The sequence below is a fragment of the Corynebacterium sp. H130 genome (genome assembly GCF_037572395.1).
In the GTDB taxonomy this organism is placed as follows: Bacteria; Actinomycetota; Actinomycetes; order Mycobacteriales; family Mycobacteriaceae; genus Corynebacterium.
This window is the reverse complement of sequence record NZ_JBBHLA010000001.1, coordinates 400,610-427,454: the sequence shown is the minus strand read 5'-3', so window position 1 is coordinate 427,454 and position 26,845 is coordinate 400,610. Positions and strand designations below refer to the sequence as shown.

Sequence of the window (26,845 nt, the reverse complement as noted above, 5' to 3'; positions counted from 1 at the left end):
GTTCCGGTTACTCTACCCCTATGGAAAACATCCAAACATACGTCGAGACGTTTAATGAACACTATTGGAAGTTCATGATCGTTCTCTTAGTCGGCGCAGGCCTGTGGTTCTGCGCTACCACCTTCCTGGTTCAAATCCGCTATATCCCTGACATGTTCAAGGCTGTCACTGAGAAGCCTTCGGACATCTCAGATGGCCAAAAGGGAATCTCTGCCTTCAAAGCGTTTACGATTTCCGCAGCGTCGCGCGTGGGAACCGGCAACGTCGCAGGTGTCGCCATCGCAATCGCCACCGGTGGTCCGGGTGCGGTGTTCTGGATGTGGATGCTCGCCCTCATGGGTGGCGCGACCTCCTTCGTCGAATCTACTCTCGCCCAGGCCTTCAAGGTCAAGGACCACGCTTCTTACCGCGGTGGCCCTGCCTACTACATCACCAAGGTGTGGAAGCTGAAGTGGGCAGCGGCGCTGTTCGTCGTGCTCATCACCGTCACCTATGGCTTTGTGTTCAACGCCGTCCAGTCCAACTCCATTTCCGAGGCAATGGTGGAGTCCTTCGACACCAACCCAATGACCACGAAGATTATCGTCGGTGCGGTGCTGGCTGCGCTCACCGGGGTGATTATTTTCGGCGGCGTCCAGCGCATTGCTAAGTTCACACAGGTCATCGTGCCTGTCATGGCGACAATGTACATCGTCATTGGTTTCCTCGTGCTTGCGATCAACGCTGACAAGATCCCAGGCATGGTGTGGTCCATCTGGACCCATGCCTTCGGCATTCGTGAGTTCGCCGGTGCGACCCTAGGTACGGTCATCATGAAGGGTGTCCAGCGTGGCCTGTTCTCCAACGAGGCCGGTATGGGTTCCGTACCAAACGCAGCGGCCACCGCATCTGTGTCCCACCCAGTAAAGCAGGGCCTGATCCAGACCCTCGGTGTCTACTTCGACACGATCATCGTCTGCTCCATCACCGCATTCATCATCCTGCTGGCCCGCGGCGACATCGATCCAGAGCTCACCGGCATGCAGATGACCCAGAACGCACTCGCCTCCAACGTCGGTGCCTGGGGCATTCACTTCCTCACCATGGTGATCGTCTTCTTGGCGTTCTCCTCCGTCATTGGCAACTATTACTACGGCGAGAGCAACATCGAGTTCCTCTCCGAAAGCAAGACCGTTCTCAACGTCTTCCGTGCACTCGTTGTCGTGTGCGTTTTCGGTGGCGCTATCGGATCCGTTCCACTCGTGTGGGCGCTTGCCGATACCTTCTCCGGCCTCATGGCCACCGTGAACCTGCTGGCCATCCTCCCAATGGGCGGCATCGCGGTCGCTCTGCTGAAGAACTTTGCCGAGCAGCGCAAGCAGGGCCTCAACCCCGTCTTCCACCGCGACGATGTCAAGGGCATCCGTGGCTGGGAAGGCATGGAGTGCTGGGACGGGTCTGACCCGATCACGCACCGCTAAAATCTCCTGAAGGATCCCTTTCGAGGGATCCTTTTGCTTTAGCCTGTTACACATGACAGTTTCCCGACTCACCGCATTTGTGCTTGGCGACGTCCAAGGCGTCGGATTCCGCTGGCGTACCCGCTCCCGGGCGCTTGAAATCGGATTAGCTGGAAGAGCTACAAACCTAGTGGACGGTCGAGTGTGCGTAGTAGCTGAAGGCACACGACCCCAATGTGAAGAACTCCTCGCGTGGCTCCGCAGCGGAAACACTCCGGGGCGCGTCGAGACAGTCATAGAGCAATGGCTTGAGCCAAGGGGAGTCAGCGGGTTCGAGATTAGATAGGCGAGCGCAGAATTTGACAGTGCTCATAGCCAAATCCGGGCGGTGTTATCATCTCTTAGGTGCACCTGAAATCGTTGACCCTCAAAGGCTTTAAGTCCTTCGCGTCAGCGACGACCCTAAAATTCGAACCCGGCATTTGCGCCGTGGTCGGCCCAAATGGGTCCGGTAAGTCCAACGTTGTGGACGCTTTGGCTTGGGTGATGGGAGAGCATTCCGCTAAGACGCTGCGCGGCGGCAAGATGGAAGATGTCATCTTCGCTGGCGCGGGTGACCGTAAGCCTCTCGGTCGCGCCGAAGTCACGCTTACTATCGATAACTCTGATGGCGCACTGCCGATCGACTACTCGGAAGTTTCCGTCACCAGGCGGATGTTCCGCGACGGCGCTAGCGAATACGAGATCAATGGCGCAAAGGCCCGCCTGATGGACGTGCAGGAGCTGCTGTCCGACTCGGGTATTGGCCGGGAAATGCACGTCATCGTGGGGCAGGGGCGTCTGGCTCAGATCCTCGAGTCTCGTCCGGAGGAGCGCCGAGCGTTCATCGAAGAGGCCGCCGGCGTGCTCAAGCACCGCCGTCGCAAAGAAAAAGCCCAGCGCAAGCTGGTCAACATGCAGGCGAATCTTGATCGTTTGCAGGACCTCACTGATGAGTTGAAGCGTCAGCTCAAGCCGCTGGCCCGCCAGGCGGAAACTGCGCAGAAGGCTGCGACAGTCCAGGCTGAGGTAAGGGATGCTCGCCTGCGCATCGCCGGTGCAAACCTGGTGGAGCTCCAGGAGAAGCTCGAGGGTGCCGAGGCCCAGGCCAAGATGCTCAAAGAACAGGTGGATAACCTCACCGAGCAGCTGGAAGAGGCCACCGGCGAGTCCATGGAGCTTGAGGCATTGGTGGAGCAAGCCACCAAGGAAGCTGATAACGCTCAAAATTTGTGGTTTCAGCTGTCCGCGCTGGCAGAGCGTGTGTCCGCCACTGTTCGCATCGCAGCTGACCGCGCGAAGGCTAGTCCCGAGGTGCCCTACAGCGGCCCGGATCCGGAGGATCTGGAACGTCGCGCCGAGCAAGCTGACAAGCAACAGGCAGAACTCGATCAGGCAGTCGATATTGCACGTGAGCGCCTGGAATCCATCCGCGAACAGGTGGAAGAGCGCGAAGACGCTCTGAAACAAGCGGACAAGGAACACCTGGCTAGGGTGCGAGCCATTGCGGACCGTCGTGAAGGCGTTGTGCGTTTGCTCGCTGCCGAAGAAACCCACCGCGCCCAGGTAGCCACCAGCCAGGCCGAGGCTGAGCGCTTGGCGGAAGAGTTGGAGCTGACTCTGGAGCGCGCTCAGAAGGCTGCAGGGGAGCAAAGCACCCTGGCCGAGGAAATGGCTGAGCTGCGCAAGGCTCGTCAGCCATTGGAGGACGCACATACCCGGGCAGCTGCAGAGGCCGGCGCCGCTGAGTCCCGACTCGAACAGCTGCGCACCCAGCAGCGCGACCTGGAACGTGCGGTATCCAAATGGGAATCTCGCATTGAAACGCTTCAGCAGACCGCGCCGAAGCACGACGTCAGCCTCGACGGATGGTCGCCAATCACGGACATCATCACCCCGCACAAGGGACGTGAAACCGCACTTTCCGCAGCTCTCGGCCCGATCGCGGAAGCCTTGAGCGGCACCAATCTCACACAAGCCCTGCAAGAGATCGGCTCCCAGGACATCACCCGCACCGTGCTCATCGAAGCCTCCGAGCACCCAGAGTGGCGCATGGACACGAAACTCCCAAAGGGAGCCGCGTGGCTGCTGGACGAGGTGGACGTCGATAAGCGTTTCGTGCGCCCCCTCACGCGCTTGCTTGCCGACGTCGTGCTGGTCACCGACCCTGCGCTCGCCCAGACCGTCGTGGAGCAGGACCCACGCCTGCGCGCCGTGACGCTCGACGGGCAGCTTCGGGGTGAAGGCTGGGTGGCCGTCGGTTCCGGTACTAATGCGGTAGAAACTGCAGCGCACATCGCAGAGGCAAAGGCAGAGCTGGAGAAGGCAAAAGCCGAACTGTCCGACATCGCAGGCACCTTTGAGGGAGCCGTGCAGACCGCGGAAGAAGCCCGCGTAGCAGCAGCCGGCGCCAAGTCCGCGTTGCGGGAACACGATACCCACCTGGGGGCATTGGAACGCGATGCTGCACGCCTTGAGAAGCAGGCAACAGCCAGCAAGAACGAACACGAACGCATGGCCGCGCGGGTGCAACAAGCAGAGCTGCGTGCGATCGAGGCACAGCAGAAACTCGACGAGACTCTCGACCGTCTCGCCCGAGTAGAGGATCAGGACGAAGAGGAACCGTCCACCGAGGAACGCGACGAGGCCCAAGCAGCGCTCAACCAAATCAAAGCCATGGACATGGAAGCGCGCCTGTCCCTGCGCACCGCCGAAGAGCGCGCCGGGCAATCCCGTGGCAGAGCAGATCAGCTGCGGCGTCAGGCACAACACGAACGCCAAGCCAAAGCTCGCCACGAGGCAGCGATGGCATCGCGCCGGGCCGCCACGGAACTGGCGAAAGCTGTGGAGCGAAACGCAATCCTGATCAAGGACCGCGTGGCCGATGCTGTCGTGCGCGCGGAGGCAGGAAAGACGCAGACCGCGGAGAACAAGAGCGCGCTGGTCGCAAAGCTAGCCCAATTGAAGGAACAGGCTCGCGAACTCCAGCTGCAGCTGAACAAGATCAGTGACTCCAAGCACGCCTCGGACATCGCTCGTTCGCAGGCACAGGTGCGCATTGAGGAAGCACACGCTCAGGCGGAGGAACAGCTTGGCGTGCCGGTAGAGGTGCTGCTCAGCGAGTACGCGCCAGGGGAAGACTTTGACAAGGGGCTGGAGCTTGCGCGCCTGAAGAAGGCAGAGAAGGCGCTGTCCTCGTTGGGTAAGGTCAATCCGCTTGCTCTCGAAGAGTTCAAGGCTCTCGAAGAACGCTATGAGTACCTGGCTGGTCAGCTAGCCGACGTGCAGAAAGCTCGCCAGGACCTGACGGATGTGATCGAAGACGTCGATAAGCAAATCCTGCAGCTATTCACCGACGCGTGGCACGACGTCGAGCGCGAATTCCCAGCCGTATTCTCCACGCTGTTCCCGGGTGGCGAGGGACGCCTAGTGCTCACCGACCCAGAGGACATGCTCACCACCGGCATCGAAGTGGAAGCGCGCCCGCCTGGAAAGAAAGTTAAGCGCCTGACCTTGCTGTCGGGTGGTGAAAAGTCGTTGACCGCGCTGGCCATGCTGGTCGCTATTTTCAAGGCTCGCCCGAGCCCGTTCTACGTCATGGACGAGGTCGAAGCGGCGCTGGACGATACCAACCTGCGTCGCCTCATCGCTCTGTTTGAAAAGCTGCGAGAAAACTCCCAGCTCATTGTCATTACGCACCAAAAACCCACGATGGACGTGGCAAATGTCCTGTACGGCGTTACCATGCGAGGTGACGGCGTCACCCGTGTTATCAGCCAGCGCATGAGTCCTGCTACAACTTAAGGGCTAACTTACGAAAGGAAGAACATTGAGCGGCGGCCAGCCAATTGCAGATTTGCAGGATTCCCTCCTCGGATGGGCATCACAGACCGAGCTTGAACTCAGCCAGACTCTCGCCGACATCGACTTCTTCCCAGCCTCCGGCCTCAGCCGCGACCAGCTGCAACGCATTGAGCGATTCTTCGGAACCTTCGTGCGACGTCAGCTGTCTGCCGGCGCCGATATGGCAGCGCTTATCGACGTCATGCCCGCGCTCACCACGACCACGCTGATCAAGCGTGCTTCCCGCATGGTTGAACGCGAAAATGTCTTTGCCGAATACTGCGCAGGTTTGGACATCTCTGCGTCTCTCGCCCCTGTTATTGAGGGCAAAGTCTTTGAGCTCTTGGAAAAGACGGGTCTGTTTGTGGGCTCCGAGGATCCAGTGCTTGCTCTGGAGATTCACACGGGAGTCACCAGCGCGATGATTCCCGATGTACTGGAAGCCATGGACGGCGAATTCGATGCGACTGTCTTGGATATCCCACTCAGTCCCTTCCACGAGCAGCTGTTCGCGGACATCGCCGCGGTCCGCGCGTTTTCCCTTGAACACCCACATTCCTGGCTTGATCGCGACCGCTCCCACCTGACGCTGGCACCGCTTGTCAATGATTCCGTAGTGGAAGAGCTGAAGGAGCGCCCTGCGGGCACCGTCGGCCGTCGAAACGCAGTGGGCGTGGCCACCCGCGAGTTGCGTCCGCGCATCGTGCTCGATGCAGCGCGCCACAAGGTGTGCCTGCGTCTGCCTGAGCAGCGCGTCCCAGAAAGCGGTGAAATCGTGTGGCGAGTGAGCTTGGAGGGCACTACCCGCATTTTCCGCACCGGTCGTCCTTGGGGCGACACCTCTCCGTTCTCAGAGGCTTTGGATATCACGCTCGATCGCCCAATCCGCGAAGTGACCGTGGTGGATTCGACCAACAACATCACGTGGAATGTGCCGGTCATTGACTCGGAAGATCCGGCCTTGGTGTTCAGCCCGAAGGGGCATGACATGTCCGCCAAGGTGTCCCTGCACTACGCATCTCTTTCTGTTGTGGCGCCGTCTGATGCGGAGCTCGTCGATGTCGTCACCTCCAAGCCACTTCCGGAGACAGATTCCTTTGCCATCGAGGGCTGGGACGGCTGGATCTGCCGAGTGCTCGATACTGCCAAGGCCGATTCGATCCAGTTGGTGCGCGCCGGTCAGCAGGTGTCTCCTGTTCGCCCAGTCCGCTCGATCAATCCGCGCCAGCGCGTGACTTTCCGCGATCCGGAACCCGCCATCGACAACATCCGCACGCTTTCCGGCCTGAAGGTCCACAGCGCGAGCCTGATTGCGGATTTCCCGCCAACCCTGTCCGGAGCAGACGAGACCTGGTATCTGTCGATTTCCTCCTTCGGTGGCGCGGGTGCCAGCGGGGAAGAAGTCTCCCAGGAGGAACCTCTCGAAGTCCCGGCAGAAGGCGGCAGCTTCGACATTTTCGATCCCGAGGCCTACGACGATCCATGGGTCGGCGAATACCTGGTGCGTCTGCGCGGTCCACGCAACGAGTCCTTCCGTCACGAGTACGCGATCGTAGAGGGCATGGCAGCCTCAACGGATTTCGCAGGCTTGGTGCGATCGGTGCGGATTCCTGCTGCCGGTGGCCTGTCGGAGGCAGTGCTCCTGGTCAAGCCTACTTTCAAGGATTTCGAAGTAACCCCAGCAGAGATCTCTGTGGCCCCGGATGCAGCTGAAGCAACGTTTGCTATCAGTACTGAAGTTGGCGACCAGCTCCCGCTGCGTTTCACACCGCCACGCCTTAAGTTTGAATTGCCGTTGGTGAATAAGCCGGCTGTGTGGCGCACCTCCCGCATTACCTGCCGAGCTGCGGACATCGATCCAACTCGACCAATTCGCATTCGCGCAGGCCATAACCTCGGCAGGCCGATGGTATCGCTGCGCAACCAGCACGGCGCGCCTGTGCGAACCGTCAAGCTGACGACCGAAGACGACATCACCTACGAGGCACTGCTTCCGGCCACCACGATGATGGGGGGTCGCCTCGAACTCGAATGGACTGATCCACGCAGCAAGAAGCGCGCCTCGGTCAATCTCGCAGACATCACCACCGCCCCTGCGTTTACTTCGCTGGAGCTCGACGGCACAAAGCTGCTTATCGACGGCGACGGGCTCGCCGCCTGGATCTGGCTTGCGGCGGCTCCGTGGGTGCCCGCTCGCTCGATTTCGCTGGCCCGCACCACTGAGTTGCCCGCCGACCTCGTAGGTGCTGGCGATCTGATCATCGATGTCCACTCCGACGATCCGTTCAATATTCTGCGCGCGCCTTATGCTCCTACTGAGGCTGCGGTGCGCCTAGAACAGGACGGTTTCTACCAGGATGCTGACTCAGCATTCGCCGAGCTGTCGGCATTCTTGGCAGGGGAGGCCGAGGAAGCTCCAACTGATCCTCGTCTGATGCCGGTGCTGTGGGACTACTTGGCGTCTTGGAAGGGGCCACACAGCGACCGCGAGGCCGTGCTCACGGCCCTGCGTTCGAATCCGAGCGCCGCTTTGGATGCGCTGTCTAGTTCGCTGGTGCCTGCGGAAAAGCAGCCGGGTCGTATCATTTCCTCCGGATTGATCCTTGGTCCGTTTGCTGCCTCCGATGGCGCGTCGAAGCACCGATCACCTTGGATCGGTGCGCTGGAATTGCTGGGTCAGCTTCCCGCTCTCATCGAGGCTGAACAGCCAGTTCGGCCAGTGGTCAAGGAATTGGAGGAGCTGGCGGGCAAGCGTTTGGTGGAAGCGCTCTCGACTGGTCGTGACAACACTTTGGACACGGCTTGCATCGATCGCAGCACCGTGCAGCTGGCGCAGATGGATGAGGCTCAACAGCAGGCGTTGCTGGGAGTCCTCTTCGCCCAGGGGGACATTGTGCCTGGTGCGCTCATGGACGATTCGTCTCGTCTTCTTGCGGTGATGGAAGCCTTCCACAAGCGAGCCCAGCTCACCACATTGATTGATGAAGAACTCATTCAGGCTGTGGTGAGTACGTTGCGCGCTTTGAAGGGTGCCAACAAGGCTGTGTACGCCTCGGCACGTGTGCGCTTTGACAAGCTCGATGGCGTGGATACGAATGCGCGCGAGAACCACTGGGCACTGGTGCCTGTGGCTTCGATGGTGTTTGCGCTGGCAGCCCGCATGCACGCGCATGGCCTGATGGGGAAGCCGAAGTTGCTGCTGAAGGCCGCAGGGGAGTGGGCCGAGTTGGCGGAGGTTGTGCCTGATCTCGTGACCGCTGACTTGGTTGCAGCCGAGGCCATGGTGTTGGCCGTGAAGTATCCGGGAATGTAGTTAATCCCCGTGGGCTTCGTGCCAGATTTTTTCGCGCAGCGCACTGCGGTAGCGGTGGGCGCCGTCCCCATGGACGTCGCCCGTCACGTGCTCGGCGTGGGAGAGGCCTTCGCTGAGCAGCAGTTGCAGGTGCTCGTCGTCGGCTGAGTAGTACACGAACGTCCCTTCGCGTCGGAAGTTCACCAGCTGCGCCGTCTTGAGCTTTGCCAGGTGCTGGCTGACCACAGACGCAGTGACGTCGAGCGTGTCTGCCAGCTGGTTGACGTTGAATTCGCCCTGCAGCAGGAGCCAAATGATCCGAATTCGGGTGGGGTCGCTGAGCAGTCGGAAAGATTCTGCAGCCACATTGGCGTGCATGAGATCGGGGGCGTGAACAGTATCTTTCTTGTGCATGTGCCTACTATAACCAAAAATACTTGCATACTTGCGCAAGTATGCAGATAATCGGTATATGACAGAACATCATCATGATTGGAAGCACAAGCTGGCTCATGCTGTGACTCCACATTCTCATGATCATTCGCACATGATCAGCGACTCATCGGAGGCCACGCGGGTCGCGACGCGCGCAGCGTGGATCTCCCTCGCCGGCATGGCAGCGACAGCGGTTCTGCAGATTTTCATCGTGGCGATCAGCGGCTCAGTGGGACTACTCGCAGACACGATCCACAACCTCGGTCACCTGATCACTACCATTCCGCTGATCATTGCATTCCGCCTTGGGAATAGGCCCCCAACCTCACGCTTCACCTATGGGCTTCGTCGCGCGGAGGACTTGGTGGGCCTCTTCATTGGCCTCGTGATCGCGGGCTCAGCAGCACTGATCTTCATCGATGCTTTCCAAGCCCTCCGCCACCCCCGTCCGATGGACAACATTGGCTGGGTGCTCGCAGCCGCAATCATCGGCGCACTGGGCAACGAGATCGTCGCGCAGTATCGCATTCGGGCGGGCCGCAAGGTTGGATCCGCGGCGCTCATCGCGGAGGGGCAGCACGCCCGCACGGATGCCTTGACGTCTCTCGCCGTGATCATCGGAGCTCTTGGCGCCATGTTTGGCTTGCCTCGCCTCGACGCGCTGGTCGGCTTGTTCATCGGCGTGATGGTCGTGGGCGTGCTGATGTCCTCATTGCGCACCGTCCTCAGCAGGCTTCTCGACGGCATCGACCCGCACACCGTCGCGGACATCAGCTCGATCGCAGCGAAAAGCGTCGACGTTCACGAAGTCAAAGCACGTTGGCTCGGGCATGAACTCATCGTCGACATTCATGCTCACCTGCCGGAGAACATGACAGTCCATGAGTTGCAGCATCTGCAGGAAGATGTGCACCATGAGCTCAAGGCTCGCTTCCCACGTCTAGAGGAACTGCGGGTGGTCCCGATCCATTAAAAGTGGCAGGAACGTGGTTTTTACTGCCAATATGGACATCATGAATATCACTCTTCCGGTAATGATTATCGCAGCAGCCGTCGTTGTGCTGATTGCCCTCATTGTTCTCGTGATCGTCCTGGGTAATAAGCGCAAGAAGGAAAAGACCATTTCCTTCGATAAGTCGCAGGAGCCTAAGCAGCTCACGCAGGAGGAGAAGAGCGGCAATTACACGCCGGCCGGTGGATTCAACTTTGCGCCCGCTAAGGAAGCAGAACCTGTGCTTCGCGACGGCCAAGAGCTCGGCAACTCTACGAAGGACACTCCGGTAGTTCCACCAGCAGCTGCAGCGGCTGCATCGACGCCGATTGCCGCTGAGGTTGCTGCAGAAACTAAGCCTCAGAAGCTAGAAGAGATCCCTTCACTCGATGACATTGACCGCCCGCGGCCTGCGCCGGTTCAGCCTGCTCCTGCTCAGCCTATTTCTGCGCAGCCTGAGGTAAAGGATCCAACACCGGTTGAGGAAAAGCCTGCTCCGGTTGATAAAGAGCCCGTTGCGGAAGAGCCCGTTGCGGAAGAGCCTGTTGAGGAGAAGCCTGTTGTCGAAGAGCCCGTGGCAGAGCAGCAGGAAGTTGTAGCGGAGGCGGAAGAAGCCGCGGAGGCTGCCGCGGTCACCGCTGACGCTGCGGAGAAGGCGCTGGAAGAGACTCCTGTCCCAGCAACCGAACCAGAACCAGCTCCAGCTCCACTGGATGATATTGAGCCTGCCGCCGGTCGCTTGGGCAAACTGCGTGGCAAGCTCGCCAAGTCCAACAACTTCCTTGGTCAGTCCGTGCTGGGCATGCTCACCGCCGGTGACTTGGATGAGGACGCCTGGGAAGAGATCGAAGACCAGCTGATCATGGCTGACCTCGGTACCGCTACTACCGTGAAGGTGGTTGAGTCTCTGCGCGAGAAGATCGCCGAGCGTGGCGTTTCCTCCGAGGACGAGGCTCGCGCTATGCTTCGCGAAACCCTGATTGAGGTTGGCAAGCCGGAGCTGGATCGCTCCATCAAGGCAATGCCATACGAGGGCAAGCCGGCTGTGGTTTTGGTGGTTGGTGTTAACGGCACCGGCAAGACCACGACGACGGGCAAGCTGGCTCGTGTGCTCGTTTCGATGGGGCACAAGGTGCTGCTTGGCGCAGCCGATACCTTCCGTGCTGCAGCAGCAGATCAGCTGGAGACCTGGGGTCGACGCGTTGGTGCTGAAACCGTGCGTGGCGCCGAAGGTGCAGATCCAGCATCGGTCGCTTTCGATGCTGTGGCAAAGGGCGTCGAGACGCAGGCAGACGTGGTCCTCATCGATACCGCCGGGCGTCTCCACACCTCTGTCGGTCTGATGGATCAGCTGGGCAAGGTCAAGCGTGTGGTGGAGAAGAAAGCCAAGGTTGACGAAGTGCTCCTCGTGCTCGATGCCACGGTCGGTCAAAATGGCCTGATGCAGGCCCGCACGTTCCGCGACGTCGTCGATATCACCGGTGTTGTGCTCACCAAGCTGGATGGCACTGCCAAGGGCGGCATCGTGTTCCAGGTCCAGGAAGAACTCGGTGTGCCAGTGAAGCTGGTTGGCCTTGGCGAAGGTGCCGACCACCTCGCGCCATTCGAGGTCGAAAGCTTCGTGGACGCATTGCTGGCCTAGCCGTCCCCTGAATTTATTGACGGCAGCTTTCCTTTTCCCGGCTTAGGATTTCTTCATCGGGATATAGATGGGCCCAAAGACTGTGAAGGAAGGCCCGTCATGTCTACGGAAGTCTTTGCCAACGAAAGTTGGATGCTCATTTCGACAGCGCTGGTGCTCTTGATGACGCCAGCGCTCGCGCTGTTTTATGGTGGCATGTCCCGCCAAAAGTCCGTGCTGAACATGATGATGGTGGAAACCACTGTTTCCGCAGCGCGTACCGGAAAAGTGGGGGACGGCAAGATCTGGGTGACTTCTGTTGAAGAAGTGATTCGAGTGAGGACAGGGGAGCGCGGGGACGCAGCACTTTAAGTGAATGCTGAGTTTAGGAACCCGAGTTTCGGAGTCATCATAGGCAATCAGGCACCGTTTCTCTCCGAAACTCGGGTTCCTAAACTAATGGCTCTCCAAAGGACACAAGGCCCCGCATTTCCAGTGCTTCGCTTGGCCGACTACCATGGAGCAGAACTGTATTTAGCTAGAGGGAGCAAAAGACGTGTTTGAATCTTTGTCCGACCGCCTGCAATCGGCCCTGACCGGTCTGAGGGGCAAAGGCAAGCTGTCCGAAGCTGACATTAACGCCACGGCACGCGAGATCCGTTTGGCTCTCCTTGAGGCCGACGTTTCCCTGACCGTGGTCCGTGGCTTCATTAAGCGGATCAAGGAACGTGCAGCCGGTGCCGAGGTTTCCGAGGCGCTGAACCCCGCGCAGCAGGTAATCAAGATTGTGAACGAGGAGCTCATTGAGATCCTCGGTGGCGAGACCCGTCGCATTAACCTGGCTAAGAACCCTCCAACTGTCGTTATGCTCGCAGGTCTGCAGGGTGCAGGTAAGACCACTTTGGCAGGTAAGCTCGCCAAGCACTTGGTCAAGCAGGGTCACACCCCGATGCTGGTGGCCTGTGACCTTCAGCGTCCAGGCGCTGTGCAGCAGCTGCAGATCGTCGGTGAGCGTGCGGGCGTGCCGACGTTCGCCCCTGATCCAGGTACCGCCATTGACACCCTCGAGCACGAAATGGGTACCTCCCACGGTGACCCAGTTGACGTTGCCCGTCGCGGTATCGAAGAGGCCAAGCGCCAGCAGCGCGACTTCGTTATCGTCGACACCGCAGGTCGCCTCGGTATCGACGAAACCCTGATGACCCAGGCACGCAACATTCGCGACGCCATCAATCCTGACGAAGTCCTCTTCGTCATCGACGCCATGATCGGTCAGGACGCAGTCCAGACGGCCGAGGCCTTCCGCGACGGCGTTGACTTCACCGGCGTGGTCCTGACCAAGCTCGACGGCGACGCCCGCGGTGGTGCAGCGCTGTCCATTCGTGAGGTCACCGGCAAGCCAATCATGTTCGCCTCCACCGGCGAAAAGCTTGAAGACTTCGACATCTTCCACCCAGAGCGCATGGCCAGCCGAATCCTCGGCATGGGCGATATGCTCACCCTCATCGAGCAGGCCGAAGCCACCCTCGACCACGAGCAAGCCCTGCAGACCGCCCAGAAGATGGGCACCGGCGAGCTCACCCTCGAGGACTTCCTCAACCAGATGCTCATGGTGCGCAAGATGGGCCCAATCGGCAACATCTTGAAGATGCTGCCAGGCGGCAAGCAAATGTCCCAGATCGCCGACATGGTGGACGAGAAGCAGCTCGACCGCATCCAGGCCATCATTCGAGGCATGACCCCAGCTGAACGCCAGGATCCTTCCATCCTGAATGCGTCCAGGCGCAAGCGCATCGCCAACGGCTCCGGCGTAACCGTCTCCGACGTCAACAACCTCGTTGAGCGCTTCTTCGAAGCCAAGAAGATGATGGGCAAGATGGCCGGTCAGATGGGCATGGGCGGCCTGGGTGGCTCCGCCACCAAGAAGAAGCGCACCACCCGCAAGGGCAAGAACGGCAAGAAGAAGCCAATCAAGAACCGCAACCGCGCAGGCATGGGCGGCGGAATGCCAGGCATGCCTTCTATGGAAGAACTGCAGAAGATGCAGGATCAAATGGGCGGCTCCGGAATGCCAGGGATGCCGGGTATGCCAGGCATGCCAAAGATGCCGAAGGGCATGGAGAACATCGATCTGAGCAAGCTCAAGTTTGACTAAATACTGGGCCCTTCGGGGCCCTTTTATTTTGCCCTAAACGCAGGGAGCACGATGTTGTCGACAATATCTGTCACTGCCTCATCTGTAATCTCACCCTTCGTCACGACCTCGGCAATTGCGCAGGCGAACGGAAGCCTCAACAGGCGCTCGGATGGCAGGGGACCGGGTAGTTCGCCATTATCGACGGCCATTTCAACGCATTCCTTGAGGTGAATAAGTAATGGGGAAAACGTTGTATCCGTAATCTGTTGCCGCAGTTCAGGAGTAGCTTCGGCAAATAATGCGAGGCCATTTGAGTATCCGAGTTCGGATACGTTGACATGCATTGCTTGATAGAGCTCAAGCAGATTCTCGCGCAGTGAGTCATGCATTTTTGCTTTAAGTCGGGCGCGGGTTTGGCCTGCAAGTGAAAAGTAAATCATTTGTGCCCTTGTGGAAAACCGCCTGTAAAGCACGGGTTTACTGGTTTGGGCTCTACGCGCGACTCCTTCGTAAGTCACGCCTGCGACGCCGTGCTCGGCAAGTTCAGAGCGGACTGCTTCTGCGATGGCATCGAGTAGTTCTTCGCCAGTGCGGCGCGTTTGTTTCATAATTCCCATCCTAGCTGGGCAAGAATAAGATACGTTGCGTTTCTTGGGTGCGTAGGTTAGTGTAGCAAATAGGAAACGAACCGTATCTAGAGAGGTTGGGAAATGAATCCCCAGAAGCTCCTAAAGCCCGCAGTGATTGCGGCGCTAATCATCACTGTCTTCAGCTGTCTCTTTGCGCCAATGATTCTGATGAAGCCAGGCAACATTCCCGTCGCCGTGGTGAACAATGATCAGGCCATCACCACTCCTGCTGGGCAGATGAAGGTGTCGGAGAAGGTTATTGAAGGGCTGCAGCAGAATCCGATGTTGCAGGTCACCGATGACATTGACGGGGCATACGCCGTTTACACGATTCCAGAAAACTTCACGGCGACTGCGGCGAAAAAGGAAAAGCCTCAGATCAATGTTGAGGTCAATCAAGGTAAGCATCCGATGGTCTCGCAACTGCTGGATGCCGCACTGGCAAAAGCACCTGCAGATGGTCCCACGATCAACGTGACCCACAAGAATGAGGTGCCGTCGAATCTCGGTTTGGCAGCCAGCTTCCTTCCTGCTCTATTCGTATTGCTTACCTTTATTCCGTCGATGATCGGCGGACTGCTGCTCGCTCGGTCGATTGCTGCTCGAAAGATCGGTGCCCAGTTCGCTGCGTTGATTGGCATGAATGTCACTGTTGGGCTGATGGGCATACTGGTGTACTCGCTTCTTTCCCCAGTAAGCGTGCCGTACGCTACGGTCTTCAGCTTTCTCATCTTTGCCAGCTTCGTGGTTGGCTCACTGACTGTCGGCGCTGTGAATTTATTCGGCAAAGGGGGAATGGCAATTCCGGCCCTGGTCTTGATCACAGGTATGGGTTTCATGTCCATGCCTCGAGAATTTTTGCCGATCTTCTGGCGCGAATGGGTCTATCCATGGAATCCGGTTCGGATGATTGCGGAGTCCGGCCGTGAAATCCTGTACCAAGGATCAGGGGTCATTACGAGCCCATTCTGGTTGCTTGTGGTTGTTGCAAGTGTCGGCACTTCGATGATGGCTATCGGGGCTGCCCGTCGGCCCAAGCCGGGCGAGGCAATTTAAGAACTGAGGGACAGAGGGAGATCCAGACGGGCCACACTCTTTGTCTTTGGGGTGTCCATTTGAATCATGAAAACGGCGGGGCAGCTCTCTATCTGTCGAAATCGAAGAATGACTCTTTCCCATTGCAAGCGTGCTGGTCTCCAGTTTAGTGTCAGTGCCAACAAGGCGAACTGCAAAGCCCGTGGCTTTCGCAGAAACAAAGCGGGGCAGTTTAGCTCTCTTTCATTTGAATTTCCATCGGTTCATTCTGCCATTCGTCCGAAATTAGAGCCTCGATGATGACGATGTCTCCGAGAATTCGTTTGTGCTTTTGCCCCATGGAAGCGTCAATGTGACGATCTTCGACCAACGGTGACAGCCGAGGATGTCTTGATCGTTTGCCGCGATTTCTCGGATCTGAAGGCGCTGTTTCGCCTCCAGTGGATACGCAAATTCAGCTCGCAACAGTAGATGCTCGGCGCTGATGATCTCGATGGTCTTAACTTTGGGATTGTGAAATTCGGGTAGCTCCTTGAACAAATTGAGAAAGATCTTGCGATGAGCAGCACTCACATTTTTGAGGACGGAAATATCGAAGTTGTTCAGCTGATACTCGATTGACTGGTTGAAGGGATAGGACTCGTGAGAGGTGACTTCAAACCCAGTAGCGTCCTTTTCTCTCAGGATGTCGAGTAGTTTCCTCAATTCATCCGAGGCTTTCCGTGCCTCCTCTTGCACCATTTGATGTCGACGATTTTGCGTTGTTCCATCTCGATCATTGGGGACGTCCATTTGTCCCGCATAAGCTGCAATAACCTCCAATCTGTTCATTACGGAACTGTTCAGTCCTTGAATGATGTGGAGCCTCTCAGCTGTCTTTACGTCGTTGGCGTAACGTTCAATATCGCTGTCGTTTAGTGTCGCAAATTTAACAATGGAGAGATGTCGTTTTCGGAAATATCGGATAACCAGACCAGTAGCGTACGTGATCAAAATGAGCGTGCAAGTCAAGACCATCAATCTTGAAATTCGGTCAACTGCAGCTCCCTTGGAAAAAGTGTTTACACCAAAGTCGGGGTCGAAATGGCCGGGCAATATGATCTTCGTTAAATGGAAAATGAAATAGGCTGAAATTAAAAAGAGACCCTTTTTGAAAGTATCGCTCATCCGAAGACTTAGTAGGTATAGAGTGGTAGGCACTCCAGAAAGCCCGAGCATTCCGAGGGCTGTTGCTAGCCATCCAGTGAGTGGGGCGTCGATATTCCTTCGCCGTAAATAAAGAAATCGAAGGCAAAGAATTTGAGAAAATGTCCCAAGCGTGGAATGAAATAAAATATAGTAGTATTTCCTCGCGTCGGTGATTAGCTGAGGGTCGATTTTTGGTTTTTCGAAAAGTTCAATGCGGGTAGTAGTGACAGCAAAGAGAATTCCATAGAGGACAAGTAAAAACCACAGCACATAGTGGAAATTTTGGCGAACTAAGTTAAAGATGTAATTGCTCATACTGTCAGTCCTTGGCTGATCTCATTGGGTATTGGTTCTCACGGTGTTTCAAAGCGTTGAGAATTCAGGACTAATCTCAAAGGCGGAGACTCATACGCCTTCGGGCGGTAGGGGAAGCCTCATTGAAGCCGTGAAGGGGCTGGTTGTAACTTCAAACCGCCCGCCTGCGGCTTCAGCTCGTTCCTGTAAGCCCAACAAACCCTTGCCTCGATTGTCGATGGGGGCATCCGATTCGTTTGTTGTTGTCAAACAGAGTTCTTTTTCGTTCAACTCGATTGTCAGAAGGATTTTCTTATCAGCAGCGTGTTTAAGGGCATTTGTGATTGCTTCCCGTACGAAGCTATAGGCGGATTGTCCTATTTGCGAAGGAATATTTTCTAGAGCTTCTGTATTTCCAGCCGCGATTACCGCTTCAACTTCCAACCCGCTGGATTGACCCCTGTTTATTAATTCCTGCAATGTGCTTGCTGTAAGACACGCTGTATCACTTTGCTCAAGAGTGGAGAGTAGCATGTCGATTTCTTCGAGTGCCTTCTTTGTTTCCATCTCCACCAATGAAAGTTGTTGGCTTCGCTGTGCTTCGGTCAAATCTTGACAATATTCCAAGACGCCACTGTAAATGCTGATTAAGCTCAATCGATGGGAAATGGTGTCGTGAACTTCTCGCGCGAGAAACAATCGATCGTCTGACCGTTTTGAATTGGTGCGAGAATATAGTAGTTCCCGATTTTCGTTTGCCTTGGTTTCGGTTTGAAGGCGGTACTCGCTCCATTTCTTGAACAATATCCCGGCGGCAATGAGCGTGGTTAGGATGATTATCTTCTCTTGAATGCTAGTTTCGTCGCCTGAAATCAAAGCAGGCACCTGCTTCGGTAGCGGTGCTAGGTGTGCGAATGTTAAGGAAATTACTAAGGAATAAAAAATTGCAAAATATCTGAATCCCCATTGGATTGAGGCAATAAGTAAATAACAGCCAATTGGGAGTGTGACTACATTTGATGGTGCCAACAGCAAGCAAATCGTAGAAATGAAGTAGGCGCCTAAATCCTTGCTTTTGCGATTTAGAGCTATGAGAAATAGTGCATAACAACCTATGGATAAGAGTGCGTGGAGGGCTAGTAAGTCTGGTTGAATGAAATCTTCCGGCAGAGGGCGGTTAACATATTGGTTTTTAGAGGCGATCGGCTTGTAATTCGTAACGAAGGTCGAGTACAGGAGCACTCCGCCCACAGCCAGGCAATAGAGAGCAGGCTTAGCCCAACTTGATTTGAGGATTTCTGCTTTGATGTTTGAAAGGGTCACTGTTGCTCGCACGTTTGGTGATCAATAAGTCATCACTAAATATAGTGGCATGCCCGAGTGTTGCTGAACCAAGTGAACATCTATTTTGGATCTGCTTCCCAAGTGGTCTACACTATTCAAGTCCTGCGTAATTTCCGCCCCCGGCCCTGGCCGAACGGAGACGTCACACGCAGACCAAATGAAGGGTTGAACCGGCTTCACACAAGGTGGAGTGTCTGTACTGCCCAGTGACTAGAAGGAATACACATGGCTGTTAAGTTCAAGCTGCAGCGTATGGGCAAGATCCGTACGCCTCACTACCGCGTTGTTATCGCTGACTCCCGCACCAAGCGCGACGGCAAGGTCATCGAGAACATTGGTATCTACGAGCCAAAGGCTGAGCCATCTGTCATCAAGATCGACTCTGAGCGCGCTCAGTACTGGCTCTCCGTTGGCGCACAGCCAACCGAGGCAGTTCTCGCTCTGCTGAAGGTCACCGGTGACTGGCAGAAGTTCAAGGGCCTTCCAGGTGCCGAGGGCACCCTGAAGGTTGCAGAGCCTAAGCCATCCAAGCTCGACCTGTTCAACCAGGCTCTCGCCGAGGCTGCTGACGCCCCAACCGCTGAGGCAATCACCGAGAAGAAGCGCAAGGCTAAGGAAGAGGCAGAGGCTAAGGCTGCTGCTGAAAAGGCTGCCGCTGAGAAGGCTGCTGCAGAAGAGGCTGAGAAGGAAGCTGACGCTGAGCTCGCCGAAGAAGCTGCTACCGAAGAAGCTGCTGCAGAGTAAATCCTGCTAGAAGTTAAAGACCGCATCTTGCGAAAGATGCGGTCTTTTTCTATGCCTGCTGCGCTTCCAATGCGATGATTGCGATCTTCACGCGGTTATCGCACCCCAGCTTGTCCATGATCCGGGCGATGTGGGTCTTCACTGTAGAAAGAGAAACAAACAGCTGCTTGGCAATCTCATCGTTGGTGAGGCCTTTTGCGACCAAGCCCGCGATTTCCTTTTCACGGTCGCTGAGCATCGCGAACAACGGGTTGGCCGGCTTCTTGCCGGCCTTCTCCACAAGTTTGGACATGACGGAACCAGTGACGATAGTCTGCCCAGCCGCTGCAGCCTGAACTGCTGCGACCAGCTGCCGAGGGGGAGTGGTCTTCAACAGGAACCCGACCGCACCGTACTTCATCGTTGTCAGGATGTTCTGGTCCGTGTCGAAGGCCGTAAGCATGATGACTTTAGGGGCGTCGATAAGCTGCACAATCTGCTGTAGGGCCTGGATGCCGTCGACGAGCGGCATGCGGATGTCCAGCAGCAACACGTCGCATGATGGCGCAAGTTGAATGGCGTCGCGCCCGTTCTGGCCCTCGCCGACACACACGATGTTTGGCGAGCCCTCGACAATCATGCGCAGGCCCGAGCGGACAAGTGCTTCATCGTCGACGATTGCTACGCGGATGGGTTCCATGGAAGTTCCATTCTGATAGTAAACGGGTGGTCGGACACGCTGACTCTGCCGCCACACAGCGCAGCGCGTTCATTGATTCCAATCAGCCCTTGGCCGGTGCCTTCACCTGAGCGAGAGCCCGGATTGGAGGCGCTGAGGATGAGGTCGTTGTCTTTTGTTACGCGCAGGGTAACTTGCTCGCCAGGAGCGTGCTTTCTCGCATTGGTTAGGGCCTCTTGGACGAAACGATTGATGGTGTGTCGGGAAGTAAGCGGTAGCGCAGCGAGGTCGCGGATATCCAGGCCGTCGACCTCAAGAGTGATGCTCTGGCCAGCAGCGCGGGCCTCCTCAACAAGATCCGTGATCGTGAAGCGCGGATCGGTCTCATAAGGGTTTTCGCGCAACGTGCTTAGCAATTCTCTCAAGTCTTCAGTGGCGAGATTGGCCTGCTGGTTAATTGATTGCAGCAGCTGATGGCGCTCCTCCGGCCGCAAATTGGTCCGAAAATCCAAAGCGCCGGAATGGAGTGAAATGAGGCTCAGGCGGTGGGAGAGGGAGTCGTGCATGTCACGCGAAATACGGAGTCGCTCTTCCATCTTCGCCTGGTGTGCTCGTTGCTCAATCAGTTCAGCATTTAGTTTCGCATTCTGTGCGTCCAGCCGGATTCCGCGACGGAAGTGGGCCAAGAAGAAGGCAATGACGAAAGGCAGAATCAGATTCAAATAGAAATTCGGATTGTTGAAGTAGTTGCGTTCCCCGATGAGGACTAGCGGATCCCCCAAAATCCCCAGAAAGCCGAAAATGACGCAAGGGATCAGGTTTTCTAGCAGCTTTCTTCTGTGTGCAAAATACGCCAGAAATATGTCGCTGATATGGAAATATGCGACTGGCACTCCTAGGGGAGTGGTCGACGCGAAGAACATCAAAATGAACGTTTTTAGCTTGCGTTTTTCAAAGTTGGGCTCTCGAAAAGTAAGGATCACGGAAACTACTATGCACAAGAGTCCAACTATGGCGTGGTAGATGATAAATGACCCGATGATCACCCGTTCTTTAGGAGTGAAGTAGTTCGGATCAACGCCGACTAAGGCCCCATTACCCCAGATGGTGTTGTTGATTAAGCCCAAAAGCAGATAAGTGAACACGGCACTGAGTTTTCGAACAATCAATGGCTTCACCTTTGGTGCAAGTATTAAAGGGGCTCCAATTTATTATCGCTCATTCTTATCTCCAGGCATGTCATTCCAAAGGCTGAATAGTCCAACAACTGCCTACATGTTGTTCCTGGTCTAAAAGTATTTTCTTCAAAACGGGCGTAACTGGTATCACACTATGCCTATACTGTGTGACACAACACATGTCGCATTCGTTAGGGACTGTATGAACCATGATTAAGTTCTTAGTGAAGAAGACGGCAGGCTGGCTGGTCATGATCTTCGTCGCAGTCAATCTGACGTACCTTCTGGCAAACGCCTTCCTCGATCCCCGCAGCAACTACGAGGGGCGCCGGCCTCCTATTCCGGAGGATCGAGTCGATGCCATCCTCACCCCGCTAAACCTCAATGACAAAGAGCCACTCCTGGAACGGTGGTGGACGTGGCTGTCCAACATTGTGCTCCGTTGGGACTGGGGTACCTCCCCAATTGGTGACTCCGTTAACGAGCAGATTTCCTACCGAATTTGGGTCTCCGCACAACTATTGCTCCTGGCCACGATCATTTCGGTGGTGCTGGGCGTTGCCATCGGTGTCTACACAGCTTCCCGCCAGTACAAGACCGGCGATCGCGTTTTCCAAACGCTTTCGATCCTCACGATGAACATCCACATCGTCGTCGCCTCCATCGCCGTGGTGTGGGGCGCTATCAAGATCAACAAGGCGGCCGGTACCAACGTTTTCTTCGTTACTGGCGCAAGTTCTACCGGCGTCACGGGTTTCTTCCCACGCCTCGTGGACACCGCCCAGCACCTAGTCTTGCCGACGCTGTCCTTGGTGATCATTTCCTACGCCGGATACCACTTCATGCAGCGTTCAATCCTGCTGGACAACATCGATGCAGACTACGTGCGAACTGCGCGGGCCAAGGGGCTGACCCGCCCACAAGCAATTCGTCGTCACGCCCTGCGCACTTCCATCATCCCGGTCGCGACCTCGGTTGCGTTCTCCATCCCCGGCATCTTCACCGGCGCCGTCATGACCGAGACGATCTTCGGTTGGCAGGGGATGGGGCAGTACTTCATCCAGACCATCGCGAAGAACGACATTCACGGGGTGGTTGCGGTGGCTGCCTTCGGCGCGCTCATGACCGCCGTCGGAGCACTGCTCTCGGATATCTTCGTTGTCTTCCTCGACCCTCGCGTGCGCGTGAATTAGGAGCCGACCATGCAAAAGGAATACCGAAACGCAGGCAACGACCGCACCGAAAACCTCGCCGAGGGGGTGTCCGCCACCGCTGACTACGCCGCCGGGACCGTGCCCTTGTCGACGACAGGGCTGATCAACACTCGCGAAGAAGAAGTTCACGCCGCCCAGTCCTTCGAGGAAGAAAACCGTTTGAAGACCAAACGGCCGATGAAGAAATACCGGCTCTACGCGCGGCGCTTCATGCGAAATCGCCTGGCGGTTGTTGGGGCAGTGATCTTCCTATTCCTGGTGCTCGTCGCGCTGTTCGGAAATTTGATTACGCCATGGAAATTCGATGAACCTGACTTCCTGGCGCTGTCGGAGCCACCGAGCTCAGAGCACTGGTTCGGCACTTCGTCCTCAGGAACCGATTTGTATGCCATGGTGGTGCATGGCCTGGGACGATCCTTGATCATCGCAGTGCTGGTGTCCTGCGCAACCACAGCCATCGCCGCCTTTGTGGGAGCCGCAGCAGCACTTCTTGGAGGACGTGCAGAACGGGCAATTCTAGGAGTTATTCACTTCCTACTGGTGATTCCATCGTTCCTGCTCATCGCCCTGATGGTTTCGGGTTCGGGTGGAGATTGGAAGATGCTCACCCTTGTGCTGATTCTGTTCGGGTGGGTGTACTACGCGCGAGTGATCTGGTCGATGTGCATTTCGCTGCGCGAACGCGAATACATCCGCGCAGCCCGCTACATGGGGGTCTCCCCACTGAAAACCATTGTGCGCCACATGATTCCCAACATCGGTTCACTGCTCATCATCAATCTGACCCTGGGCGTGGTTTCCACAGTCATGAGTGAAACTGGCCTGTCCTTCCTGGGCCTCGGAGTCAAGATCCCCGATGTTTCCCTTGGCACGTTGCTGTCATCCGGTGCCAACTCACTGGAGTCGTCGCCATGGGAGTTCTACTTCCCAGCAGCCGTTCTCACGTTGCTCACCGTTTCGATGGCCTTCATCGCTGATGGTCTTCGCGACGCCCTCGATCCCAATTCCAACGCCGGAGGTCGTGCGTAAATGTTGAAAGTAAGCGATCTTCGAGTGTCCTTCCCCTCCGAAGCTGGCGTGGTTAACGCAGTGCGAGGTGTAAATTTCGAGCTCAGCCCCGGCAAAACACTGGCCATCGTGGGAGAGTCCGGCTCTGGTAAATCGGTCACGTCCATGGCGATCATGGGGCTGTTGCCCGGCTATGCCGAGTGCACGGGTTCTGTGTCCTTGGACGGCCGCGAATTGCTCGGGCTTTCCGACGTCGAAATGACGAAAATCCGAGGCAATGACATCGGAATGATCTTCCAAGATCCGCTCTCGGCGCTCACTCCAGTCTTCACGGTTGGAGAACAAATTGTTGAGGCGATCCAAGTGCACCGCAAAGTGTCGAAGCAACAGGCGTGGAAGGAAGCGGTTGAGCTCCTTGACCTGGTGGGAATCCCGAACCCGCAGCGTCGCGCCAAATCGTTCCCACACGAGTTTTCTGGCGGAATGCGCCAGCGCGTCGTCATCGCGATCGCCATTGCCAATAATCCAAAGGTCCTCATCGCCGACGAGCCGACCACTGCGTTGGATGTGACCATCCAGGCTCAGATCCTGGAATTGATCAAAGTGGCACAACGCGAAACCAACGCCGCCACCATCATGATTACTCACGACTTGGGCGTCGTCGCGGGCTCCGCCGATGACGTCCTCGTGATGTACGCAGGCCGACCGGTGGAACATGCGGACGTCGATAAGCTCTTTGCCCGCCCTAAAATGCCGTACACGATTGGTCTGCTGGATTCGATCCCGAAGCTTGATGCGCCATCAGGAGTCCTGACGACCATCAAAGGCAACCCGCCGATCGTGGTGAATCTGCCCGATGAGTGTGCCTTTGCGCCGCGCTGCCCGATTGCGACCCAAGAATGCCTGGCGGCGGAGCCCAAGCTGCGGGCCGTGCCAGGGGAGCATGGGCATCATATTGCGTGTATCAAGGATCTTGAAACCCGGAAGATTTATCCCGTTCCGGATGTAGCGAGCGACGAACTTGCTCGCGTGCCTCGGGAGCAGCGAGAGACCGTGCTCGACGTGGAACATTTGTCGAAGTCCTTCCCGATCATTAAGGGGGCGCTGCTCAAGCGCCAAGTTGGGCAAGTACAAGCGGTGAACGACGTGAGCTTCGATGTGAAGGAAGGCGAGTGTTTCGCCATTGTCGGCGAGTCCGGATCCGGCAAAACCACCACGCTGTTGGAAATCATGGAACTGGCGCCCGCCGATGGGACCACGGTGGTTTTGGCAGGCAAGGACACCAGAGGGATTAGTCGCAGCGAACGCAAGAAGCTGCGCAAAGACATTCAGATCGTTTTCCAAGACCCGATGGGCGCCCTCGATCCGCGCCTGACAATTTCCGAGATCTTGAAGGAACCCCTCGAGTCGCTTGGCTACCAGGGGGACCACGACGAACGTGTCGCCGAGCTCATGGAATTGGTGGGGCTCAACCCCGCCCACATCGACCGCTTCCCGGGCCACTTCTCCGGTGGGCAACGCCAGCGCATCAACGTTGCCCGAGCTCTCGCCGCAAACCCAAAGCTCATCGTGCTCGACGAGCCAGTCTCAGCCCTTGACGTGTCGATTCAAGCCGGACTGCTCAATCTCCTCGCGGATCTCAAGGCCCGTCTCGGCGTGAGCTACCTCTTCGTCGCACATGACCTCTCAGTGGTGCGCCATATCTCCGATCGAGTGGCCGTCATGTATCGAGGTCATTTCGTCGAACAAGGCGACACCGCCGCCATCTTCGCGAATCCTCGGCACCCCTACACCCAGGCACTGCTTTCGGCCATCCCGCTCGCCGACCCGCAGGCCGAGCGCAACCGCAAGCGCATCATTTTGACGGAAACCACCGTTTCCGAAACCTCGGCGGCCACCGACACCGAACCCGGCTGCCCGTTCGTCGCACGTTGCCCGCTGCACAGGACACTGGCACCAGACGAACAACAGGTTTGTCACACACCAGTGGCAATGCATCAAGTCTCCGGCGGTGACCAGCAGGTCGCCTGCCATCATCGTTAAGAAAAGGAGTCCGCTATGAGTCCGAAGCTTTCTCGTTCCATCCTGGCGGTTGTCGCCATGGGCGCGCTAACACTCACCGCTTGTGGCGGTGGTGGTGACAGCACGACCGGCGAAAAGATCGACACCGCCAAAACCGAATACCAACAAACCGCCTACGAAGACGTCAAAGACGGTGGCACTCTCGTCACCGCCATCGAAGAGATCTCTCCTCAGCAGAACACCTTCCACGCCGACGGCACCCGCTACACCAGCGACATCTGGAAGTGGTACAACCCGCAGCTCGCGCTTTTCGACGCCAAAGGCACCTACTCCTTCAACAAGGAGTACCTCAAGGAAGTCAAAGAGGAAACCAGCGGAAACAAAACCAAGGTGACCTTCGTCTTCCGTGATGAAGCCAAGTTCAACGACGACACTCCGATCGACTGGACAGCGATTGAGGCGACGTGGAAGATCAGCAACGGCAAGGACCCGGCATACAACCCAAGCAGCACAGATGGGTACGAGCGGATCACCTCCGTGACCAAGGGAGCTACCGACAAGGAAGCGGTTGTTGAGTTCGACGGGGCGTACCCATGGTGGCAGGGACTATTCAACTATGTTGTGCACCCGGCTGTGGTTGACCCTGCGAATTACAACGACTACCTGAAGAAGGTCCACCCAGAGTGGGGAGCAGGCCCGTTCAAGGTCGAATCCGTTGACTTCAACAAGGGCGAAGCGACCTTTGTGAAGAACGAAAAGTGGTGGGGCCGCCCAGGCAAACTAGACAAGCGAGTGTTCCGCCAGATGGAGGATTCCGCTGCGCTGAATGCCTTTAAGAATGGCGAAATTGACTACACCCGCAACGCCAACAAGGAACGCTACTCTGCGCTGAAGGACATGCCGAACACCGAGCAGATTGTGGGGCCGATGCCGTCGACGTCGCTGTTTGTGCTGAATGGTAAGGCGCCACACTTGAGTGACATTAAGGTACGTGAGGCCGTCGCCACCGCGATTGACCGCGAGCAGATCGGCAAGATCCGTTTCAACGGCATCCCATATGAGGAGAAGTCCCCAGGCTCGCTTCAGGTCTATTCGTTCCAGAGTGACATCTACAAGGACAATTACTCCCAGGTAGTCCCAAAGGCGGATCCTGCTAAGGCACAGAAGCTGCTGGAAGAGGCTGGCTACACCAAGGGCACTGACGGTGTGTATGAAAAGGATGGCCAGAAGCTCAGCATCCGCTACACGCTGCTCGGAGATTCCGAAGTCTCCCGAGCCATGGCGCAGGCAACGCAGAAGATGCTGAAGGACACGGGCATCGACTGCCAGATCCAGCAGCGGCCTTCTAGTGAGTTCTCTACCGTTACTCGCGAACGAGACTTCGATCTGTTCCCAATGGCTTTTACCGCCGGCGACCCATTTGGTGTGGCGTACTTCGGTCAGACGTACCTTTCCAATTCGCAGCTCAACCGCTCCGACACCGGCTGGCCGGAACTTGATGAAAAGATCCGCAAGCTGCAAGAATTGCCAACTCAGAAGGAGCAGATCGATCGCGCCAACGAGCTGGAAGTTGAGGCACTGAAGCGCTTCGGCGTGATCCCGATGTACAACGGCCCGATCATGGTTCGTCACAAGGCAGGAGTGGTCAACATCGATGTTGACGCGCCGGGCTTCACTACCACTGCGGTTGAGACCGTCGGCTGGAAGAAATAGCGTCCAGTTAGACCAGCCGAA

At 56.9% G+C, this 26,845-nt stretch carries 20 protein-coding genes; 14 read left to right on the top strand and 6 right to left on the bottom strand.

What is annotated here, in order from left to right; translation table 11 throughout:
* The first annotated feature begins 20 nt into the window (after positions 1–20).
* From WG939_RS02050 to WG939_RS02035, 4 genes are read left to right on the top strand one after another with little or no spacing between them, the layout of a single operon-like run.
* The gene (locus tag WG939_RS02050) at positions 21–1,460 is read left to right on the top strand and encodes an alanine/glycine:cation symporter family protein (protein ID WP_339981914.1); all 1,440 of its coding nucleotides are present in this window, start codon (positions 21–23) and stop codon (positions 1,458–1,460) included.
* A gap of 52 nt (positions 1,461–1,512) precedes the next feature.
* Positions 1,513–1,785 (top strand): acylphosphatase, encoded by a 273-nt coding sequence (locus WG939_RS02045; protein WP_339981912.1) that lies wholly within the window; start codon positions 1,513–1,515, stop codon positions 1,783–1,785.
* Between the two features lie 59 nt (positions 1,786–1,844).
* On the top strand, positions 1,845–5,282 hold the full coding sequence (smc, locus tag WG939_RS02040; RefSeq protein ID WP_339981910.1) for a chromosome segregation protein SMC: 3,438 nt from the start codon (positions 1,845–1,847) through the stop codon (positions 5,280–5,282).
* A gap of 25 nt (positions 5,283–5,307) precedes the next feature.
* A complete protein-coding gene (locus WG939_RS02035) occupies positions 5,308–8,634 on the top strand; it encodes a hypothetical protein (RefSeq protein ID WP_339981909.1) in 3,327 nt (1,108 codons plus the stop codon).
* On the opposite strand, the gene WG939_RS02030 is transcribed toward WG939_RS02035, so the two are convergent.
* Positions 8,635–9,027, bottom strand: coding sequence for an ArsR/SmtB family transcription factor (locus WG939_RS02030; RefSeq protein ID WP_339981907.1), 393 nt, complete (start codon positions 9,025–9,027; stop codon positions 8,635–8,637).
* Positions 9,028–9,160: 133 nt separating this feature from the next.
* On the opposite strand from WG939_RS02030, the gene WG939_RS02025 reads away from it, so the two are divergent.
* The 4 genes from WG939_RS02025 (at position 9,161) to ffh (ending at position 13,815) form a co-directional block, all read left to right on the top strand.
* Entirely contained in the window at positions 9,161–10,021 is an 861-nt protein-coding gene (locus WG939_RS02025) for a cation diffusion facilitator family transporter (RefSeq protein WP_339981906.1), read from the top strand.
* A gap of 40 nt (positions 10,022–10,061) precedes the next feature.
* Positions 10,062–11,681 (top strand): signal recognition particle-docking protein FtsY, encoded by a 1,620-nt coding sequence (ftsY, locus tag WG939_RS02020; protein ID WP_445227849.1) that lies wholly within the window; start codon positions 10,062–10,064, stop codon positions 11,679–11,681.
* Between the two features lie 99 nt (positions 11,682–11,780).
* Entirely contained in the window at positions 11,781–12,032 is a 252-nt protein-coding gene (locus WG939_RS02015) for a P-II family nitrogen regulator (protein WP_339981904.1), read from the top strand.
* A 184-nt stretch (positions 12,033–12,216) separates the two neighbouring features.
* Positions 12,217–13,815 carry a signal recognition particle protein gene (ffh, locus tag WG939_RS02010; RefSeq protein WP_339981903.1) on the top strand — a complete coding sequence of 533 codons (1,599 nt, stop codon included), beginning with the start codon at positions 12,217–12,219 and terminating at the stop codon, positions 13,813–13,815.
* 23 nt (positions 13,816–13,838) lie between these two features.
* On the opposite strand, the gene WG939_RS02005 is transcribed toward ffh, so the two are convergent.
* Entirely contained in the window at positions 13,839–14,405 is a 567-nt protein-coding gene (locus WG939_RS02005; RefSeq protein ID WP_339981902.1) for a TetR/AcrR family transcriptional regulator, read from the bottom strand.
* Positions 14,406–14,507: 102 nt separating this feature from the next.
* On the opposite strand from WG939_RS02005, the gene WG939_RS02000 reads away from it, so the two are divergent.
* Positions 14,508–15,482, top strand: coding sequence for a YhgE/Pip domain-containing protein (locus WG939_RS02000; protein ID WP_339981901.1), 975 nt, complete (start codon positions 14,508–14,510; stop codon positions 15,480–15,482).
* A gap of 264 nt (positions 15,483–15,746) precedes the next feature.
* On the opposite strand, the gene WG939_RS01995 is transcribed toward WG939_RS02000, so the two are convergent.
* Positions 15,747–16,964: a hypothetical protein gene (locus WG939_RS01995; protein ID WP_339981900.1), complete on the bottom strand. Its 1,218-nt coding sequence runs from the start codon at positions 16,962–16,964 to the stop codon at positions 15,747–15,749.
* A 90-nt stretch (positions 16,965–17,054) separates the two neighbouring features.
* Complete coding sequence (locus WG939_RS01990; RefSeq protein WP_339981899.1) at positions 17,055–18,266, bottom strand: sensor histidine kinase; 1,212 nt, start codon at positions 18,264–18,266, stop codon at positions 17,055–17,057.
* A 246-nt stretch (positions 18,267–18,512) separates the two neighbouring features.
* Here WG939_RS01990 and rpsP point away from each other — a divergent pair, with 246 nt between their 5' ends.
* The gene (gene rpsP, locus WG939_RS01985; protein ID WP_339981897.1) at positions 18,513–19,031 is read left to right on the top strand and encodes a 30S ribosomal protein S16; all 519 of its coding nucleotides are present in this window, start codon (positions 18,513–18,515) and stop codon (positions 19,029–19,031) included.
* A gap of 49 nt (positions 19,032–19,080) precedes the next feature.
* Here the strand turns inward: rpsP and WG939_RS01980 are convergent, their stop codons facing one another.
* Entirely contained in the window at positions 19,081–19,710 is a 630-nt protein-coding gene (locus tag WG939_RS01980; RefSeq protein WP_339981895.1) for a response regulator transcription factor, read from the bottom strand.
* Positions 19,692–20,867 carry a sensor histidine kinase gene (locus WG939_RS01975; RefSeq protein ID WP_339981893.1) on the bottom strand — a complete coding sequence of 392 codons (1,176 nt, stop codon included), beginning with the start codon at positions 20,865–20,867 and terminating at the stop codon, positions 19,692–19,694. The genes WG939_RS01980 and WG939_RS01975 overlap by 19 nt, the downstream gene beginning before the upstream one ends.
* Before the next feature lie 209 nt (positions 20,868–21,076).
* Between WG939_RS01975 and WG939_RS01970 the strand changes: the two genes are divergently transcribed.
* Genes WG939_RS01970 through WG939_RS01955 form a run of 4 tightly spaced genes read left to right on the top strand, consistent with a single transcriptional unit; the run spans position 21,077 to position 26,824 of the window.
* A complete protein-coding gene (locus WG939_RS01970) occupies positions 21,077–22,060 on the top strand; it encodes an ABC transporter permease (RefSeq protein WP_339981891.1) in 984 nt (327 codons plus the stop codon).
* Positions 22,061–22,069: 9 nt separating this feature from the next.
* Positions 22,070–23,110 carry an ABC transporter permease gene (locus tag WG939_RS01965; protein ID WP_339981889.1) on the top strand — a complete coding sequence of 347 codons (1,041 nt, stop codon included), beginning with the start codon at positions 22,070–22,072 and terminating at the stop codon, positions 23,108–23,110.
* A complete protein-coding gene (locus WG939_RS01960) occupies positions 23,111–25,132 on the top strand; it encodes a dipeptide ABC transporter ATP-binding protein (RefSeq protein ID WP_339981887.1) in 2,022 nt (673 codons plus the stop codon).
* 15 nt (positions 25,133–25,147) lie between these two features.
* On the top strand, positions 25,148–26,824 hold the full coding sequence (locus tag WG939_RS01955) for an ABC transporter family substrate-binding protein (protein ID WP_339981886.1): 1,677 nt from the start codon (positions 25,148–25,150) through the stop codon (positions 26,822–26,824).
* The last annotated feature ends 21 nt before the right edge of the window (positions 26,825–26,845 follow it).

What these genes read in the sequence shown, in the direction of transcription:
- WG939_RS02050 (WP_339981914.1), top strand. Translation starts at nt 21, where the DNA reads ATGGAAAACATCCAAACATACGTCGAGACGTTTAATGAACACTATTGG.
- WG939_RS02045 (WP_339981912.1), top strand. Translation starts at nt 1,513, where the DNA reads ATGACAGTTTCCCGACTCACCGCATTTGTGCTTGGCGACGTCCAAGGC.
- WG939_RS02030 (WP_339981907.1), bottom strand. Translation starts at nt 9,027, where the DNA reads ATGCACAAGAAAGATACTGTTCACGCCCCCGATCTCATGCACGCCAAT.
- WG939_RS02025 (WP_339981906.1), top strand. Translation starts at nt 9,161, where the DNA reads ATGATCAGCGACTCATCGGAGGCCACGCGGGTCGCGACGCGCGCAGCG.
- ftsY (WP_445227849.1), top strand. Translation starts at nt 10,062, where the DNA reads ATGAATATCACTCTTCCGGTAATGATTATCGCAGCAGCCGTCGTTGTG.
- WG939_RS02015 (WP_339981904.1), top strand. Translation starts at nt 11,781, where the DNA reads ATGTCTACGGAAGTCTTTGCCAACGAAAGTTGGATGCTCATTTCGACA.
- WG939_RS02005 (WP_339981902.1), bottom strand. Translation starts at nt 14,405, where the DNA reads ATGAAACAAACGCGCCGCACTGGCGAAGAACTACTCGATGCCATCGCA.
- WG939_RS02000 (WP_339981901.1), top strand. Translation starts at nt 14,508, where the DNA reads ATGAATCCCCAGAAGCTCCTAAAGCCCGCAGTGATTGCGGCGCTAATC.
- WG939_RS01995 (WP_339981900.1), bottom strand. Translation starts at nt 16,964, where the DNA reads ATGAGCAATTACATCTTTAACTTAGTTCGCCAAAATTTCCACTATGTG.
- rpsP (WP_339981897.1), top strand. Translation starts at nt 18,513, where the DNA reads ATGGCTGTTAAGTTCAAGCTGCAGCGTATGGGCAAGATCCGTACGCCT.
- WG939_RS01980 (WP_339981895.1), bottom strand. Translation starts at nt 19,710, where the DNA reads ATGGAACCCATCCGCGTAGCAATCGTCGACGATGAAGCACTTGTCCGC.
- WG939_RS01970 (WP_339981891.1), top strand. Translation starts at nt 21,077, where the DNA reads ATGATTAAGTTCTTAGTGAAGAAGACGGCAGGCTGGCTGGTCATGATC.
- WG939_RS01965 (WP_339981889.1), top strand. Translation starts at nt 22,070, where the DNA reads ATGCAAAAGGAATACCGAAACGCAGGCAACGACCGCACCGAAAACCTC.
- WG939_RS01960 (WP_339981887.1), top strand. Translation starts at nt 23,111, where the DNA reads ATGTTGAAAGTAAGCGATCTTCGAGTGTCCTTCCCCTCCGAAGCTGGC.
- WG939_RS01955 (WP_339981886.1), top strand. Translation starts at nt 25,148, where the DNA reads ATGAGTCCGAAGCTTTCTCGTTCCATCCTGGCGGTTGTCGCCATGGGC.